This is a genomic window from Ruania alkalisoli, from assembly GCF_014960965.1.
Taxonomy (GTDB): Bacteria; Actinomycetota; Actinomycetes; order Actinomycetales; family Beutenbergiaceae; genus Ruania; species Ruania alkalisoli.
Genome location: NZ_CP063169.1, coordinates 2,244,401 through 2,260,008 on the forward strand (window position 1 = coordinate 2,244,401; position 15,608 = coordinate 2,260,008).

General features: G+C 68.2%; 15 protein-coding genes. 2 read left to right on the forward strand and 13 right to left on the reverse strand.

Going from position 1 to position 15,608, the window contains the following annotated elements:
* Positions 1-7 precede the first annotated feature (7 nt).
* Positions 8-805, forward strand: a complete 798-nt coding sequence (locus IM660_RS09980; RefSeq protein WP_193495151.1) for a peptidylprolyl isomerase — start codon at positions 8-10, stop codon at positions 803-805.
* The gene (locus tag IM660_RS09985) at positions 802-2,373 is read left to right on the forward strand and encodes a DUF349 domain-containing protein (RefSeq protein WP_193495153.1); all 1,572 of its coding nucleotides are present in this window, start codon (positions 802-804) and stop codon (positions 2,371-2,373) included. The genes IM660_RS09980 and IM660_RS09985 overlap by 4 nt, the downstream gene beginning before the upstream one ends.
* Here the strand turns inward: IM660_RS09985 and IM660_RS09990 are convergent.
* From IM660_RS09990 to IM660_RS10050, 13 genes are all read right to left on the reverse strand, one after another.
* Positions 2,370-4,685, reverse strand: a complete 2,316-nt coding sequence (locus IM660_RS09990; protein WP_193495155.1) for a RelA/SpoT family protein — start codon at positions 4,683-4,685, stop codon at positions 2,370-2,372. The two genes, IM660_RS09985 and IM660_RS09990, sit on opposite strands and share 4 nt — an antisense overlap.
* A gap of 77 nt (positions 4,686-4,762) precedes the next feature.
* Positions 4,763-5,305, reverse strand: coding sequence for an adenine phosphoribosyltransferase (locus tag IM660_RS09995; RefSeq protein ID WP_193495157.1), 543 nt, complete (start codon positions 5,303-5,305; stop codon positions 4,763-4,765).
* A complete protein-coding gene (gene secF, locus IM660_RS10000; RefSeq protein ID WP_193495158.1) occupies positions 5,302-6,402 on the reverse strand; it encodes a protein translocase subunit SecF in 1,101 nt (366 codons plus the stop codon). Before secF ends, IM660_RS09995 begins: the two co-directional genes overlap by 4 nt.
* Positions 6,402-8,282 (reverse strand): protein translocase subunit SecD, encoded by a 1,881-nt coding sequence (gene secD, locus IM660_RS10005; RefSeq protein ID WP_193495160.1) that lies wholly within the window; start codon positions 8,280-8,282, stop codon positions 6,402-6,404. The genes secF and secD overlap by 1 nt, the downstream gene beginning before the upstream one ends.
* A 53-nt stretch (positions 8,283-8,335) precedes the next feature.
* The gene (gene yajC / locus IM660_RS10010; RefSeq protein WP_193495162.1) at positions 8,336-8,767 is read right to left on the reverse strand and encodes a preprotein translocase subunit YajC; all 432 of its coding nucleotides are present in this window, start codon (positions 8,765-8,767) and stop codon (positions 8,336-8,338) included.
* Positions 8,768-8,883: 116 nt separating this feature from the next.
* Positions 8,884-9,912, reverse strand: a complete 1,029-nt coding sequence (gene ruvB / locus IM660_RS10015; RefSeq protein WP_193495164.1) for a Holliday junction branch migration DNA helicase RuvB — start codon at positions 9,910-9,912, stop codon at positions 8,884-8,886.
* On the reverse strand, positions 9,905-10,516 hold the full coding sequence (gene ruvA / locus IM660_RS10020) for a Holliday junction branch migration protein RuvA (protein WP_193499335.1): 612 nt from the start codon (positions 10,514-10,516) through the stop codon (positions 9,905-9,907). The genes ruvB and ruvA overlap by 8 nt, the downstream gene beginning before the upstream one ends.
* Before the next feature lie 69 nt (positions 10,517-10,585).
* Positions 10,586-11,185: a crossover junction endodeoxyribonuclease RuvC gene (gene ruvC / locus IM660_RS10025; protein ID WP_193495166.1), complete on the reverse strand. Its 600-nt coding sequence runs from the start codon at positions 11,183-11,185 to the stop codon at positions 10,586-10,588.
* A gap of 58 nt (positions 11,186-11,243) precedes the next feature.
* Entirely contained in the window at positions 11,244-12,002 is a 759-nt protein-coding gene (locus IM660_RS10030) for a YebC/PmpR family DNA-binding transcriptional regulator (protein ID WP_193495168.1), read from the reverse strand.
* A 62-nt stretch (positions 12,003-12,064) separates the two neighbouring features.
* Positions 12,065-12,682 carry a pyridoxal 5'-phosphate synthase glutaminase subunit PdxT gene (gene pdxT / locus IM660_RS10035; protein WP_193495169.1) on the reverse strand — a complete coding sequence of 206 codons (618 nt, stop codon included), beginning with the start codon at positions 12,680-12,682 and terminating at the stop codon, positions 12,065-12,067.
* On the reverse strand, positions 12,679-13,284 hold the full coding sequence (locus tag IM660_RS10040; RefSeq protein ID WP_193495171.1) for an NUDIX hydrolase: 606 nt from the start codon (positions 13,282-13,284) through the stop codon (positions 12,679-12,681). The genes pdxT and IM660_RS10040 overlap by 4 nt, the downstream gene beginning before the upstream one ends.
* Before the next feature lie 12 nt (positions 13,285-13,296).
* Positions 13,297-14,223: a pyridoxal 5'-phosphate synthase lyase subunit PdxS gene (gene pdxS, locus IM660_RS10045; RefSeq protein WP_193495173.1), complete on the reverse strand. Its 927-nt coding sequence runs from the start codon at positions 14,221-14,223 to the stop codon at positions 13,297-13,299.
* 134 nt (positions 14,224-14,357) lie between these two features.
* Positions 14,358-15,605 carry a PrsW family intramembrane metalloprotease gene (locus tag IM660_RS10050; RefSeq protein WP_193495174.1) on the reverse strand — a complete coding sequence of 416 codons (1,248 nt, stop codon included), beginning with the start codon at positions 15,603-15,605 and terminating at the stop codon, positions 14,358-14,360.
* Positions 15,606-15,608 lie beyond the last annotated feature (3 nt).

Consider the following 15,608-nt stretch of genomic DNA (forward strand, 5'->3'; position numbering starts at 1 on the left):
GACCGGATTGTCCCCGAGCAAGCGGGAGCGGGAGTACGCCCGCCGACGGTACGAGAAGCGTGCAGCACGTCAGGAGCGAGCAGCGCAGGTTGCCCGTGAGCGCCGGATCGTGGCCGCCGTGGTCGTGGTCGTCCTCGCCGTGGTCGCCGTTGCCCTCATCGTGCTCAACCGTCAGCAGGGCGATGTGCCCGAGGCCGGGTCCACTCCGAGCGCCACGGCCAGTACGCCGGCGGACTCGGCCGATCCGCTGGATCCGTTGCCCACGACGCAGCCACGCAGCTACGACGCACCCCCGCCGGCCGGCGACTCCCTCGACACCAGCTGGAACGCCGTGATCAGGACCAACATGGGCGAGATCGCCGTGACGCTGGACGGACTCGCCGCACCGCAGGCGGTAGCCTCGTTCCTCATGCTTGCGGGAGACGACTACTTCGACGGGACGGCGTGTCACCGGCTGCTGCCGGACTCGCTGTTGCAGTGCGGCGATCCGACCGCCACCGGAACCGGTGGGCCCGGCTATTCCTTCGGCCCGGTTGAGAACGCTCCCGACGACGACGTGTATCCGGCCGGCACGCTGGCCATGGCCCGGCAGGGCAATAACGGCGAGAGCATGGGATCGCAGTTCTTCCTCGTCTTCGGCGACGTGACTCTTCCCAGCGACAGCGCCGGGGGTTACACCGTGTTCGGCGAGGTGACCGAAGGGCTCGACATCCTGGAGCAGATCGGCGCCGCCGGGACGGCCGACGGAGGCGTCGACGGCCGGCCGGCACAGAACGTGATTATCGAGAGTGTGGACATCCAGTGACCGAGCAGCAGGCCGACCCCCAGGACGAGGCGAACTCCGTGAGCAGCGACCAGGTAGAGACGACTCCGAGCGCGGACCAGGCCGACGTGGCCGAGAACGCTCCGGCCGCCCCGGAGACACCGGCACCGGCACCCTCACCGGCGCCCAAGCCGTCGGCGATCCCCACACCTGCCGCCCTCGCGCCGAAGGTGCGGTCACACCCGCCGGCCGGGGCGCCGGGAGTGGCGGCATCACCGGCCGCACCTCCCACACCGGCAGTGCCTGGTGTGCCTGCGGTGCCGACGACGGATCCCACGGCACCACCGATGGATCCTGCGGACGTCGCGGCCGCGACCGAGTTCGGTCGTGTCGACCCCGATGGCACCGTGTACGTGCGGGAGGCAGGCGAGGAACGGACGGTAGGGCAGTTCCCCGACGTTTCGGAGGCTGAAGCACTGTCGCTGTATATCCGCCGCTTCCTCGACCTCAAGGCGCAGGTGGAGCTTTTCGCAGCACGGATCAGCCAGCTCAGCGTCAAGGATCTGGACACCACGCAGCACAACCTGGCCGAGGCTCTGGCCGAACCGGCTGCCGTCGGCGACCTGGACGGATTGCGCGCGCGCTTCGACGAGCTCAAGGAAGCCGCCAAGGAGCGGCGCCAGCAGGTACAGGCCGAACGGGAGGAGGCCAAGGCGCAGGCCTTGGCCGAGCGGACGGCGATCGTCGAGCAGGCGGAGCAGATCGCTGCCATGGATCCCTCCCGAGTGCAGTGGAAGACACAGGGCCAGGCCCTGCGCGACCTGCTCGATACCTGGAAGGTGGCCCAGAAGACCGGGCCCCGTCTCGACCGACCGACCGAAGACTCCTTGTGGAAGCGATTCGCTGCCGCTCGCTCAGCGTTCGACAAGCAACGACGGCAGTTCTTCTCCGAGCTCGACAAGCAACATGCCGAGGCGAAGGAGATCAAGGCGAAACTGATCGAGCGTGCCGAGGCGCTCTCTGCCTCCACCGACTGGGGTCCGACCACCCTCGCCTACCGTGACCTGATGGCCGAATGGAAGGCCGCGGGCCGGGCCGCACGCAAGGAGGACGACGCCCTCTGGGAGCGGTTCCGTGCCGCACAGGACCGCTTCTTCGAGGCGCGGAACGCTCAGAATGCACAGATCGACGCCGAGTACGGCGAGAATCTCGACGTGAAGCTGGCCCTGCTGGAGGAGGCGGAGGCGCTCGTCCCCGTCACCGACCTCAAGGACGCCAAGGCCCGCCTGCGCGACATCCAGGAGCGCTGGGAGGCCGCGGGTAAGGTGCCGCGCGGGGACGTTCAGCGCGTCGAAGGCCGGATGCGCGCCGTCGAGCAGTCGGTCCGTGATGCCGACCAGGCGGAGTGGCGCCGCAAGAACCCCCGCGTGCGTGCTCGAGCCGAGGGTGCCGCGGCCCAGCTCGAGGAGTCGATCGCTGGGCTCGAGGACGACCTCGCCAAGGCCGAAGCGTCCGGCGACCAGAAGGCGGTGCGGACCGCCACGGAGGCCCTGAACGCTCGCCGCGCCTGGCTGGAACAGGTGCTGCGCGCAGCCGACGACGCTCGCTAGGGAGTGCTGACCGGGCCGTCCGAACGGGAGCCGGTGGTGCGGAAGACGTCGAACACCCCGTTGATGCCGCGTACAGCGCGCAGCACGTGTCCCAGATGAGAAGGCTCCGCCATCTCGAAGACGAACTTCGAGATCGCCACCCTGTCTCGGGAGGTGGCCACATTCGCGGACAGGATGTTCACGTGGTTGTCGGAGAGCACCTTCGTCACGTCCGAAAGCAGACCATTGCGGTCAAGCGCCTCCACCTGGATCTGTACGAGGAACACGCTCTGGGTGCCGGGGGCCCACTCGACGTCGATCATCCGCTCCGGCTGCCGGCGTAGGCTCTCCACGTTCGCGCAGTCCACCAGGTGCACCGAGATCCCTGCGCCGCGGGTCACGAACCCCACGATCGGATCGCCCGGGACAGGGGTACAGCACTTCGCGAGCTTCGTCCACGTCTCCCCCGCGTCCATCCCCTTGACGATGATGCCGGGGTCACCGCCGCGACCGTGCCGCATCGGCGCTCCCGGGCGCGTGATCTCCGCCAGGTCCTCTTCGTGCCCATCCTCACCGCCGAGATTGGCCACCAGCTTCGAGACGACGTTCGCGGCCGAGACGTGTCCCTCACCGACGGCGGCGTACAACGCCGTCACGTCCGGATAGTGCATCTCATCGGCGACCGTCAGCAGGGTGTCGTGGTTCAACAGACGCTGCATCGGCAGGTTCTGCTTGCGCATCGCCTTCGCAATGAGCGTCTTGCCGGTATCGACAGCCTCCTCGCGGCGCTCCTTGCTGAACCAGGAACGGATCTTGTTCCGTGCCCGAGGCGACTTCACGAACGTGAGCCAGTCCTGGCTCGGGCCGGCGCCCTCGGCCCGGGAGGTAAACACCTCGACCGTGTCACCGTTCTCGAGCGTCGACTCCAGCGGTACCAATCGGCCGTTCACCCGGGCGCCGACGGTGCGGTGGCCCACCTCGGTGTGCACGGCGTAGGCGAAGTCGACCGGGGTCGAACCGCCAGGCAACGAGAGCACGTCGCCCTTGGGGGTGAAGACGTAGACCTCCGCACCGGACATCTCGAAGCGGAGCGAATCGAGAAACTCCCCGGGATCGGCCGTCTCGCGCTGCCAGTCCACGAGCTGGCGCAACCATGGCATCGCATCCACCTCGGCCGAGGTCTTCGACCCGGTGCGGCTGCTCTCCTTGTACTTCCAGTGCGCTGCTACCCCATACTCGGCCCGGCGGTGCATGTCATGACTGCGAATCTGGATCTCGACCGGCTTGCCGGTCGGGCCGATCACCGTCGTGTGCAGCGACTGATACATGTTGAACTTCGGCATCGCGATGTAGTCCTTGAACCGGCCCGGTACCGGGTTCCATCGCGCGTGCAGCGCACCGAGGGCGCCGTAGCAGTCCCGCACCGAGTCGACCAGCACCCGCACCCCGACCAGGTCGTAGATGTCGGCGAAGTCGCGTCCGCGCACGATCATCTTCTGGTAGATCGAGTAGTAGTGCTTGGGACGGCCCGTGACCGTCGCCTTGATCTTCGCTGCCTTCAGATCCTCGGCCACCTGGGTGCGTACCGTGGTCAAGAACTCTTCTCGCGCCGGTGCACGTTCAGCGACAAGGTGCACGATCTCATCGAACACCTTCGGGTAGAGGGTGGCGAAGGAGAGATCCTCCAACTCCCACTTGATCGTGTTCATCCCCAGGCGATGCGCCAACGGGGCGTAGATCTCGAGGGTCTCACGAGCCTTCTTCGACGCCGAGGACGCATTGACGTAGCGCCACGTGCGGGCGTTGTGAAGTCGGTCGGCCAGTTTGATCACCAGGACGCGGATGTCTCGCGCCATCGCGATCACCATCTTGCGCACGGTCTCGGCCTGGGCAGCCTCGCCGTACTGCACCTTGTCCAGTTTCGTGACGCCGTCAACCAGCAGTGCGATCTCGTCCCCGAACTCCTGCCTGAGGTCCTCCAGCGAATAGCTGGTGTCCTCGACGGTGTCGTGCAGCAGGGCGGCGGCGAGCGTCGGCGGTGTCATTCCGAGTTCGGCGAGAATCGTCGCAACCGCGACCGGGTGAGTGATGTAGGGGTCGCCACTCTTGCGCAGCTGGCCCGCGTGCGCTCGTTCGGCCACACGGTAGGCACGCTCGATGAGCGTGATGTCACCCTTGGGGTGATTGCTCCGGACGACGGAGATGAGCGGGTCGAGGGCGGCGGGTGTGCTCGAGGTGCGGCCGCCGAAGCGCAGGAGGCCGGAGCGTGGCCGCACCGGAGGAACGCGGCTGTCGCCGGCCGTTTCCTGCTCCTGGGCCACGTCCTCGCTCATCTATCCATCCTACGCGCGGCCCTGGCGCCGTCGTGGACCGTTAGCGACGCGGACGGGCCCACGCCCACGGATCGATATCAGTACGTGACCAAGGTGTGCAGCTCCCGCCCGGGAAGCCGGTCGCGACCGCCAAGCTCTCCCAGCTCGAGCAGGAATCCCAGCCCGGTGATCGTGGCGCCCGCCCGTTCCAGCAGCGCGCAGGCCGCAGCCGCCGTACCTCCGGTCGCGAGCACATCGTCCAGCACCGCGACGCGCGCTCCCGGACGCAAGGCATCCGCGGGGATCTCGATGCTCGCCGAACCGTACTCCAGCTGGTAATCGGCCGAGAGAACCGGTGGCGGAAGTTTGCCGGCCTTGCGGACCGTCAGCAACGAGCAGCCCAGGACCGAGGCCAGCGGGGCCGCCAGCAAGAAGCCACGTGCCTCGATTCCGGCGACCGCATCCACCGCCCCGCTGAAGACATCGGCGAGATGACCGATCACCGCCGAGAACGCGGTACCGTCCGCAAGCAGCGGGGTGATGTCACGGAAGGTCACACCCTCCTGCGGAAACCCGGGGACATCACGCACCCGAGCCCGGATCAGATCGCTCAGCCCATCGGAGACGGGCGTCGGGGTCATCCGCGCGACCGCCGCTTACGGCGCGGTTGCGCGGCCTGCCCCCGGTGCCCGCCGGCGATCAGTCCGCCCGTGCCGACCGGTTCCGCCGCGCCGACCACGTCACCGGACGAAGCCGCGGCGAGCACCGCCTCCCGGCGCTCCTGCACCTTCTCGGTGTGCTCGGTGACCGCAGGCCGTCTCGACTCCAGCAACACGTGCAGCGGGGTCGCGATGAAGATCGAGGAAGCCGTCGAGGCGATCATGCCGATGAACAGCGCCAGGGAGATGTCCCGCAACGTCCCCGCACCGAGCAGGAATGCACCGATGAAGAGGATCGCTGCCACGGGCAGCACCCCGACCACGGACGTGTTGATCGAGCGAACCAGCGTCTGGTTGACCGCCAGATTCGCGCCCTCGGCATAGCTGTAGCGCGTCTGCTCGGTGAGCCCGGCGGTGTTCTCGCGTACCTTGTCGAAGACCACCACGGTGTCGTAGAGCGAGTACCCGAGGATCGTCAGGAAGCCGATCACCGTCGCCGGGGTCACCTCGAAACCGATCGCGGCGTAGATCCCGACGGTCAGTACCACGTCGTGGAGCAGCGCGACCAGCGCTGCGACCGCCATGGTCCAGCGCCGGAAGTACAGGACCATGACCGCACTGACGAGGACGAGGAAGATCACCAGGCTCTGCAGTGCCTTGGTCGTGACATCCTGCCCCCAGAACGGACCCACGAAAGACGAGGTGACATCCGTGGCGGGCACCCCGTAGGCGTCGGCGAGCTCGGCTGCGACGTCAGTGGTCTCCAGGTCGCTCAGTTGCTCGGTCTGCACCTGCACGGTGTCGTCCCCGACGATCGTCACGCGTGCCACATGGTCGGTGCCGACGTCGTCGAGCACCTCGTGTGCCGGGCCTTCCTCAGCGGTGGCCGTACCGGAGATCGTGAACTGTGAACCACCCGTGAACTCGATCCCGAGGTTCAAGCCCCGCACCCCGAGAACCAGTGCCGACAGGATGACCAGCATGGCAGCAGCGGTGAACCACCGGCGCCGGTGGCCGACGATGTCGAACGAACGCCGGCCCGTGTACAGGTCGTTGCCGAACCTTGCGAAGCTGGGCATCAGCGCTCCCCCTCCTTGCTACCAGTTCCGGCAGAGGCATCGGCCGTGACCCCGCTGCGCTCGTCGGCGTCCGCTGAGTCCCCGCCCTCGGTGCTCGCCGACGTGTGCTGTCCGTCGCGGGCTGCGAGTTCGGCAGCCCGGCGCCGCTCGGCGATCGTTTGCCCGGCCCCGGACTCTGCGCCGCTGCGGATCCGTCCCCGCCCACGGTAGAGCGGTACCTCCGAGCCGAGGTGCCGTGGGTCGAGCCCGGAGAGCCGGTGCCCCTGGCCGAAGAACTTCGTCCGCACCAGCAGCTGCATCATCGGGTGAGTGAACAGGAACACCACGATCACGTCGATGAAGGTCGTCAACCCCAGCGTGAACGCGAAACCGCGCACGCCTCCCACGGCCAGCGTGTACAACACGACCGCGGCCAGCAGGTTGACCGCATCCGAGGCCAGGATCGTACGCCGCGCCCGGGCCCAGCCGAGTTCGATCGCGTCCTCCAGCCGACGGCCCTCGCGCACCTCGTCGCGGATACGTTCGAAGTACACAATGAACGAGTCGGCCGTGATCCCGATCGCGACGATCAGACCGGCGACGCCTGCGAGGGAGAGCCGGTACCCGATGAGCTGCGACATCGCCGTGATCGCACCGTAGGTGATCGCACCGGCGATCAGCAGGCTGGCCATCGTGACCAGGCCCAGGCCCCGGTACTGCACCAGGCAGTACAGCACGATCAGAACCAATCCGATCAGACCGGCGAGGATGCCGCGCTCGAGTTGTTCGGCACCGAGGGTCGCCGAGATCTGGTCCTGGCTCTGCACCTCGAAGGTGATCGGGAGCGCGCCGAAGTTCAGCTGGTTCGCCAGTGACTGGGTCTCTTCCTGCGTGAACGGACTCGCCGAGCTGCCGCGAATCTGCGCCTCACCGTCGGGAATCTGCTCGGTGACGTTTGGCGCGGAGATCACCAGCCGGTCCAGCACCATCGCGAATCGGTTCTGGCCGCTGGTGGCGAGTCCGGCGAGCCGCTCGGTGATGTCCGAGAACGTCTCACCGCCGGCATTCGTGAAGGTGATGTTGACGACGTACTCGTTGGTGACGATCCCCTGTTGGTTCACGTACAGACCAGAGTTGGCGGTCTCGATCTCGGTCCCCGCCAGCTCGGACGGACCGAGGATGTACTTGGCCGTGCCGTCCTCGGCACAGGCCACCAGTGGGGCGTCCGGATCGTCCCCGCCGGTTCCGACCAGGTTCGCACTGTCGAGACAGTTGAGGGTGTAGAAGTCGTAGAGCACCTGCTCGGTGATCCAGGCGGTGTCCGAGGCGCTCGTCGGCTCGGTGGCCGGCTCGGTGGAGAGCTCGCCGTCGCCGTCCTGGTCAGCCGCCGTCCTGGCAGCCTCGGCAATCTCCTCGTCGGTGTACTGCGGCTGCGTATCGGGCTCGTCGGTGGACTCGTCCACGGCTTCGGGGTCCTCCGCCGCTTCCAGTGCGGAGGGGTCGATCGGACCCGGCCCCGCCTCGGTGAGCAGCACCCGGAAACGCATCTGCGCGCTGCGGCGGACCAGGTCGAGCGTCTCCTGGCTCGGGTTGCCCGGGAGGCCGACCACGATGTTCTCGCCACCCTGGCTGGTGATCTCCGCCTCGGCGACGCCACTGGCGTCGACGCGCTGACGCATGATGCGGATCGCCTCGTCGATCTGCGCCTCGGTCACCTCGGCACCCTCGGCGGTGGGCTGCAGGATGAGCTGGGTCCCGCCCTCAAGGTCGAGGGCGAGGCTTGGGCTCATCTCACCGTCGCCCCACCGTGCGGAGGCGAACAGCCCTCCGAAGGTCAGGCCGAGGATGATCAGCAGATAGATCAGCGTGCGCACGGGATGGACCCGGCTGCGTGTAGCCACTCGTACTTCTTCCTACCAGGCGCCGGCGCTCAGTCCGACGGCGATGAGAGGTCTCAGATCCGGTCGTCTCGGCGGATGTCGTCGAGCTCGTTGCGACTCGTGAATCCGGACGGCCGCGTCGGATCCTCGGACGCGCCCGAGGCATCGTCAGCCCCCGTGGAAGTCTCCGCATCCTCGGCAGTCTCCCCGTCCTCGACGTCACCGGCCTCATCAGCCTCGCCCACGGGCTGTTCGGCGTCTCGCAATTTTGCCAGCGCGGCTTTGATGAACCGCACCTGGGTGCCGGGGCTGGTCTCGAGCGTGATGACATCCCCGTCGACGTCGACCACCGTGCCGATCAGACCACCGATGGTCTGCACCTCCTGCCCCTCCTCGAGGTGGTCGCGGAAGGACAACTGGTCCTGCTGCTTGCGGCGCATGCGCCAGTTCATGAACAGCAGGGCACCGAGCCCCACCACGACGATGGCGAGAAATGCGGGGTCCATGAGTGGGCACGCTCCAGTGCTGGGTCGAGAAGACGGACGTCTCAGCGATTGTAGGTGACCGGCGACGGGCCACCAACCACAGGTCGACTACGACCGGTCGGGACAATCCCGGGACATCACTCCCAGAGCGCTCCGGTCCGGGTCGGCGCACTCATGCCCAGGTGCTCGAATGCCGCGGCCGTGGCCACCCGGCCCCGTGGCGTCCGGGCCATGAATCCCTCGCGTACGAGGAACGGTTCGGCCACCGTCTCCACCGTCTCAGGTTCCTCCCCGATGGCGACGGCGAGTGTGGTCAGCCCGGTCGGCCCACCGCCGAACTGACGGCATAGCGCGCGCAGCACCGCACGGTCCAGCCGGTCCAGACCGCGCGGGTCGACCTCGAAGACATCGAGTGCAGCCATCGCGGCACCCAGATCCAGCACACCCGTGCCGCGCACCTGCGCCCAGTCCTGCACGCGGCGCAGGAGCCGGTTGGCGATCCGCGGCGTCCCGCGTGCGCGAGAGGCGATCTGGGAGGCCGCGTCAGCGTGCAGATCGGCCCCGAGCAGCCGAGCCGACCGCGTCAGCACCAGCTCGAGCTCGTCCTCGGAGTAGAAGTCCATGTGGGCGGTGAAGCCGAACCGGTCCCGCAATGGCGCGGGCAGCAGACCTGACCGGGTCGTGGCTCCCACCACGGTGAACGGAGGCAGAGACAGCGGGATGGCGGTGGCGCCGGGTCCTTTGCCGACCACGACGTCGACCCGGAAGTCCTCCATCGCCAGGTAGAGCATCTCCTCGGCGGGCCGGGCCAGCCGATGGATCTCGTCGATGAAGAGGACGTCTCCCTCCTGCACGGCGGAGAGGATAGCGGCCAGGTCGCCTGCATGCTGGACCGCCGGACCGGAGGTGATGCGCAGCGCCCCACCCACCTCCGAGGCCACGATCATCGCCAGGGTGGTCTTCCCGAGCCCGGGTGGGCCGGCCAGGAGGACGTGGTCGGGGGACTTCGACCGGGCGTTGGCAGCGTCGAGCACCAACGAGAGCTGGTCGCGTACGACCGGTTGTCCGATGAACTCCTCCAACCGCCGTGGCCGCAGCGCCGCCTCGGCCGCACGGTCCAGCTCGTCCGCCTCGGCGGCCAGCAGGTGGTCCTCGTGCTCAGCCACGAACGCCTCCTCCCAGGCGCAGCAATGAGGCACGGAGGACGGCGCCGGTGTCGCCGGTCACCGACGTATCCTCCTCGGCGAGGACCGCATCGACGGCGCTCTCGGCCTGCTTGGCAGCCCATCCCAGGCCGATGAGGGCTGCGACGACGTCAGTGCGCCCACCCTCGGCAGCCGCAGGGACGGCAGCGGTGGTCCCGTCTGCGGCGGGTCCGAGCCGGTCACCCAGCTCCAGCACGATCCGTCGCGCCCCCTTCTGCCCGATCCCCGGCACGCGTGTGAGGGCTTTGAGGTCTTCGATCGCGACGGCGCTGCGCAGCTCGTCTGGCGAGTGGACGGCAAGCATCGCCAGGGCCAGCCGCGGACCGACCCCGCTGACGGTGAGCAGTGTGTCGAAGACGTCGCGTTCCTCAGCGTTCGCGAACCCGAACAGGGTCATGGAGTCCTCACGGACGACGAGTGTGGTCGCGAGGCTGGCCTCCGCTCCCGCTCGCAGTCCGGCCAACGTGCCGGGGGTGGCCTGCACCCGGTACCCGATCCCTCCGGTGGACAGGACGCAGGCGTCGAGTCCGACGTGGTCCACTCGACCGGTGACCGAGGCGATCATCTGCTGCTCCTCCCACTGACGGTCCGGTACGACACGGATCGTCACGCGAACATCTGTACTAGCGCCAGGTTAACGGCCAGGGAAGCGGGCGCGGGTGCGACCCGCCGTCCGGGATTGCGCTTCTGCCGCCGCCCAGGCCTGCTGCGCGGGTGTCTGCCGCGATCCGGCTGCCTGGTGTACCGATCCGACGGCGTGCGCTCGCCATGCGTGCGTGATCGCCAGTGCCAGGGCATCCGCCGCATCAGCGGGCCGCGGGATCTCAGGCAGCTCAAGCAGACGCCGCACCATTTCTTGCACCTGGGCCTTCTCGGCACGACCGCTCCCGGTCACCGCAGCCTTCACTTCGCTCGGCGTGTGCAGCGCGACCGGTACCCGGGCTCGACTCGCCGCGACCATCGCCAGCCCGGCCACCTGTGCGGTCCCGGTCACTGTGCGCACGTTGTGCTGGGCGAACACTTGCTCGACGGCGACGGCATCGGGCTCCAGCCGCGCGATCCAGGCCTCGATCTCGTCGGCGATCGCCCGGAGGCGTTCACTGAGGGGATCTTCCGGTGCGGTCCGCGCCACACCGACGTCGACGAGCCGCAGGCCGCGGCCACGTCCCGAGTCGACAACACCCAGTCCGCACCTGGTCAGGCCAGGATCGACACCGAGGATGCGAAAGCTCATGAATGCCACTCTCCCAGCCGGTGGGAGGCTGGTGTGGAACCGACACGAGAGCGGGCCGTCAGGACTCCTCGACCGCGGCCAGTACCTCGTCCGAGGCGTCGAAGTTGGCGAACACGTTCTGCACGTCGTCACTGTCATCGAGAGCGTCCAGTAGGCGAAGCACCTTGCGGGCACCCTCGACGTCGACCTCGATCTGGGTGGCGGGGACGAACTGCGCGTCGGCGGAGTCGTAGTCGATTCCGGCCTCCTGCAGCGCCGTGCGCACTGCCACCAGATCTGTCGCCTCGCTCAGCACTTCGAACGACTCCCCGAGGTCGTTGACCTCCTCGGCACCGGCATCCAGGACCGCGACGAGGATGTCGTCCTCGGTGAGACCGTCCGTCTTGGAGACCAGCACGACACCCTTGCGGGTGAACAGGTAGGAGACGCTGCCCGGGTCGGCGAGGTTGCCGCCGTTACGGGTGAACGCGACACGCACATCGGAGGCGGCGCGGTTCTTGTTGTCGGTCAGGCACTCCACGAGCACGGCCACACCGCCGGGCGCATACCCCTCGTACATGATCGTCTCGTAGTCGGCCGCACCGGCTTCCTCACCGGAGCCACGCTTGAGTGCCCGGTCGATGTTGTCATTAGGTACCGAGGACTTCTTGGCCTTCTGGATGGCATCGAAGAGGGTCGGGTTGGCGGCCGGGTCGCCACCGCCGGTACGGGCGGCGACCTCGATGTTCTTGATCAGCTTGGCGAACAGCTTGCCTCGCTTGGCATCGATCGCTGCCTTCTTGTGCTTCGTCGTTGCCCATTTGGAGTGACCCGACATGTGTTCACCTCTCGCATCTGATCCTGTGCTCCGCAACTCGGCCGCCCTGCGGAGCGAATGACTCAGCGGTGCGCCCGGACCAGATCGACGAATGCGCGGTGGATGCGCACGTCCCCACTGATCTCCGGGTGGAAGGCAGTCGCCATCAGCGCACCCTGACGTACTGCGACGATCCTACCCGCCGCCGGACCGGTGCTCACTGTAGCGAGCACGTCCACACCGGCCGCTGCTTGCTCGACCCACGGAGCTCGGATGAAGACCGCGCGCATCGGCTCCTCATCGTCGCCGGCTCCGAGCTGCGGAGCGTGCAGATCCTCCTCGAAGGAGTCGACCTGACGTCCGAAGGCGTTGCGGCGCACGGTCACGTCGAGCCCGCCCACCGTCTGCTGCCCGTCGATCCCGTCCAGGATCCGATCGGCGAGCAGGATCATGCCCGCGCACGAACCGTAGACAGGCATGCCACCGGCGATGCGAGCGCGCAGCGGCTCCATCAGGCCGAACCTGCGTAGCAGCTTGTCGATCGTCGAGGATTCGCCGCCGGGGAGGACGAGTGCATCCACCGAGCTGAGCTCCTCGCTGCGGCGCACACGCCTGGACCGGGCACCCGCTCGCTCCAGCGCACGCGAGTGCTCCAGCACGTCACCTTGGAGAGCGAGCACGCCGATGATGGGGTTGCTCACCGGTGATGTCCTTCCTCGCTCGCGCTGCTGGCTTGTCGCGTCGTCGCAGGGGACGCGATCGTCGTGCGCTCGTCCTGCAGACCGAGGTGGATGACCGTGCCGTCCCAGCCACTGCGCCACTGCCGGACCAGGGCCGGCAGCTGTGCGGGGAAGATCTCCCGCGTGACCTGGGCGAGGTCGCCGGCCTCCCACCAGCACACTTCGTCCATGAACCCCCGCTCGACCGCGGTCCATCCGTCCGTGCTGACGGCCGACCCTGCTGGGACGTGGGCGAGGAAGAAGACCTCGTCCTGACGTACGGTCTCGGCGAAGAAGTCGAATCTCGCCTGCCTGGTGAGGACGGGACCCACCAGCACCTGAGGGTCGACCCACAGGCCGGCCTCCTCGGCCAGCTCGCGCACCGCTGCCTGCCGCGGGCTCTCCCCTGGTTCGATACCGCCGCCGATCGTGAAGTACCACGAGCGTTCCGGCTGGTCGGCATCGTGCCCGCGCGCGAGCAGCACACGGCCGTCGTCACCGAAGACGACCACGCGTGCCGCCTGCCGGTAGGCGGTGCCGTCCGGGAGGCGCTCCCAGTCCGGCCCGAGATTGGCTCCGCTCACCCGCCCGGCGCCTCACCAACCCCGCTCGGCGAGCCGGTGCGGGACGGGTACGTCATCGACGTTGATCCCGACCATCGCCTCGCCCAGCCCGCGCGAGGCGTCGGCCACCTGATCCGGGTCGTCATAGAACGTGGTCGCACGAACGATGGCCGCTGCGCGCTGCGCGGGATTCCCGGACTTGAAGATCCCGGACCCGACGAACACGCCCTCGGCCCCGAGCTGCATCATCATCGCTGCGTCGGCCGGGGTGGCGATGCCGCCAGCAGTGAAGAGAACCACGGGGAGCTTGCCGGCTTGGGCAACCTCACGCACGAGCTCGTAGGGGGCCTGCAGCTCCTTCGCGGCGACATACAGCTCGTCCTGCGGCAGATTCTGCAGCCGGCGGATCTCCTGCCGGATCTGACGCATGTGGGTGGTCGCGTTGGAGACGTCACCCGTACCCGCCTCCCCCTTCGAGCGGATCATGGCGGCACCCTCGGTGATACGCCGCAACGCCTCTCCGAGGTTGGTCGCCCCGCACACGAACGGCACGGTGAAGTCCCATTTGTCGATGTGATTGGCATAGTCGGCGGGGGTCAGGACTTCGGACTCGTCGATGTAATCGACCCCGAGGCTCTGCAGCACCTGGGCCTCGACGAAGTGACCGATGCGCGCCTTGGCCATCACCGGGATCGAGACCGTCGAGACGATGCCGTCGATCATGTCAGGGTCGCTCATCCGCGAGACCCCGCCCTGGGCGCGGATATCGGCCGGGACCCGCTCGAGAGCCATGACTGCCACGGCACCGGCGTCCTCGGCGATCTTGGCCTGCTCCGGTGTGACGACGTCCATGATGACGCCGCCCTTGAGCATCTCGGCCATACCGCGCTTGACCCGGGCGGTCCCGCGGATGGTGCCCTGCTCGGACTCGGTGGGCGGGGGTGTCGGAGTGTCGGACACGATGACCTTTCGGGCGTTGGGCAGGCGGCGGCGCCGCCGGGACTACCGCCATTCTAGTGCCCGCAGGCTCGCGCCGACGTGACCTGCCAGCGCCGTCTCATCCCCACCCCGGCGGCCTTCACGCGGCACTCAGCTCAGTAGCCGCGAGCGGCAGCAGCCCGGGCGATGGTGCCGCGCAGCTCGACCAGGTGCTCGAGGAGCTCGGTCTCACTGCGGTCGGCTCGCACGGGCCGCCCGAGCAGCACCTTCTGCCGGCGCAGCGCCAAGGTCGTCGCATCCCGCTGGAACTCGACCATCGCACGCTTGGAGCGCTCCCCCAGACGCGTGGCCCAGGTCTTGGCCTCGCTGCGCAACCGCAACGACGCAAGCATGTCCACCTCATGTGGTGCGAACCATCCCACCTGGGCGTATTCGCCGAGCCGGCCGCGGATGATCCGCGCCTCATGACGGCGCAGCCACCACAGCAACAGCACCATGGCGGCGAAGACCGGCACCTGCACGAGTGCGTAGACCACGAAGAAGTTCGCCGCGAACAGCGCGCTGCCGTTCCACAGGGCGTGCAGGGCCATCGCCCCGAGCAGCCCGAGAGGAAAGGCCAGCAGAACTGTGCGCCGCCGCGCGGACCGGGCAGCGAGCCCGATGGCCAGGCCCGTGCACGCGCAGAACAGCGCATGGGCGAAAGGCGACATCAGCCCGCGCAGCACGAAGACCTCCAGCACCACCTGCGCATTGCTGGAGAAGTACAGGATGTTCTCCGTGAAGGCGAACCCGGCTCCCACCGTGGCCGCATAAACCACACCGTCGACCGGGCTGTCGAGATGCTGGCGGCGCACAAGGAAGATCAGCAGCACTCCCGCCCCCTTCACCAGCTCCTCGACCACCGGTGCCACCACCACAGCGCCCAGGGCATCTGCGGTTGACGGATCGCCGGTGCGCACCTGGATCAGGACGATCGCCGTGGTGTTGAGCACCAAGGCGCTCAGCACGGCTACGCCGGCTCCCCACAGAAGGGCCACGAGCAGCATCGGTACCGGCTCCGGCTCCCACCGGTCCAGCCAGCGCACCCCGGCAAGGACGATCGCCAGGGGCACGAGCGCAAGCACGAATCCCATCGAGGTGCTGCCCAGTCCTGTCACCAAAGCGATATAGCCGAGCGCGATCAGCAGTGCGAGACCACCGATGATCGACGTCACGAGCTGGAAGACAAACCGGTTCCGGGTGCGCTGCCCGGGAGCCCACACCTGGGGTACGGGGCCACTGCGCAGGGGCGGTGCTGACCCCGCCGGTCCAGCCGGCCACCCGCTCGCACCGGGTGCGCCAGCCGAGGCAGGCGCTTGACCGGGTCGTCGTGGCCGGTACGCCGGCGGATACTCGAGCGGCATGGG

What these genes read in the sequence shown, in the direction of transcription:
- IM660_RS09990 (WP_193495155.1), bottom strand. Translation starts at nt 4,685, where the DNA reads ATGAGCGAGGACGTGGCCCAGGAGCAGGAAACGGCCGGCGACAGCCGC.
- IM660_RS09995 (WP_193495157.1), bottom strand. Translation starts at nt 5,305, where the DNA reads ATGACCCCGACGCCCGTCTCCGATGGGCTGAGCGATCTGATCCGGGCT.
- secF (WP_193495158.1), bottom strand. Translation starts at nt 6,402, where the DNA reads ATGCCCAGCTTCGCAAGGTTCGGCAACGACCTGTACACGGGCCGGCGT.
- yajC (WP_193495162.1), bottom strand. Translation starts at nt 8,767, where the DNA reads ATGGACCCCGCATTTCTCGCCATCGTCGTGGTGGGGCTCGGTGCCCTG.
- ruvA (WP_193499335.1), bottom strand. Translation starts at nt 10,516, where the DNA reads ATGATCGCCTCGGTCACCGGTCGAGTGGACCACGTCGGACTCGACGCC.
- ruvC (WP_193495166.1), bottom strand. Translation starts at nt 11,185, where the DNA reads ATGAGCTTTCGCATCCTCGGTGTCGATCCTGGCCTGACCAGGTGCGGA.
- IM660_RS10030 (WP_193495168.1), bottom strand. Translation starts at nt 12,002, where the DNA reads ATGTCGGGTCACTCCAAATGGGCAACGACGAAGCACAAGAAGGCAGCG.
- IM660_RS10050 (WP_193495174.1), bottom strand. Translation starts at nt 15,605, where the DNA reads ATGCCGCTCGAGTATCCGCCGGCGTACCGGCCACGACGACCCGGTCAA.